Source organism: Kitasatospora sp. MY 5-36 (assembly GCF_001182915.1).
Taxonomy (GTDB): Bacteria; Actinomycetota; Actinomycetes; order Streptomycetales; family Streptomycetaceae; genus Kitasatospora.
The window spans coordinates 1-664 of sequence record NZ_LFVW01001389.1 but is presented as its reverse complement, the minus strand read 5'-3'; the positions used below and the strand labels follow the sequence as shown (position 1 = coordinate 664).

The window sequence follows — 664 nt, the reverse complement described above, 5'->3', positions numbered from 1 at the left end:
CGGCGACGCCGTTGGCGGCCAGCGCCGAGCCCGCGTTGAAGCCGAACCAGCCGAACCAGAGCAGCCCGGAGCCGAGCATCACCAGCGGCAGGCTGTGCGGGCGCATCGGGTCCTTCTTGAAGCCGATCCGCTTGCCCAGCACCAGGCAGAGCGCGAGGCCGGCGACGCCCGCGTTGATGTGCACGGCCGTCCCGCCGGCGAAGTCGATCACGCCGTTGCGGTCGCCCAGCCAGCCGCCGTGGCCGCCGTCGAAGAAGAACACCCAGTGCGCGACCGGGAAGTAGACGACCGTCACCCAGAGCGCGATGAACAGGCCCCAGGCGGCGAATCTCGCCCGGTCCGCGACGGCACCGCTGATCAGCGCCGGGGTGATGACCGCGAACATCAGCTGGAACAGCGCGAAGGCGGTGACCGGGATGGAGCCGGTCAGCTCGTCGAGGCCGAGGCCGCGCATCCCGAGGTGGTCCAGGTTGCCGATCAGGCCGGCGAAGGAGTCGGACCCGAAGCTGAGCGAGTAGCCGTAGAGGACCCACAGCACGCTGACGATGCCGAGCGAGAGGAAGCTCATCGCCAGCATGTTCAGCGTGCTCTTGGCCCTGACCATGCCCCCGTAGAAGAAGGCCAGCCCTGGGGTCATCAGCATGACCAGGGCCGCACTGATGAG

At 69.0% G+C, this 664-nt stretch carries 1 protein-coding gene; it reads right to left on the bottom strand.

Annotated features, from left to right (window positions below):
* Nucleotides 1-664, bottom strand: a 664-nt coding sequence (locus tag AE652_RS42600; protein ID WP_369808383.1) for an ammonium transporter, incomplete at both ends; no start/stop codon positions are given.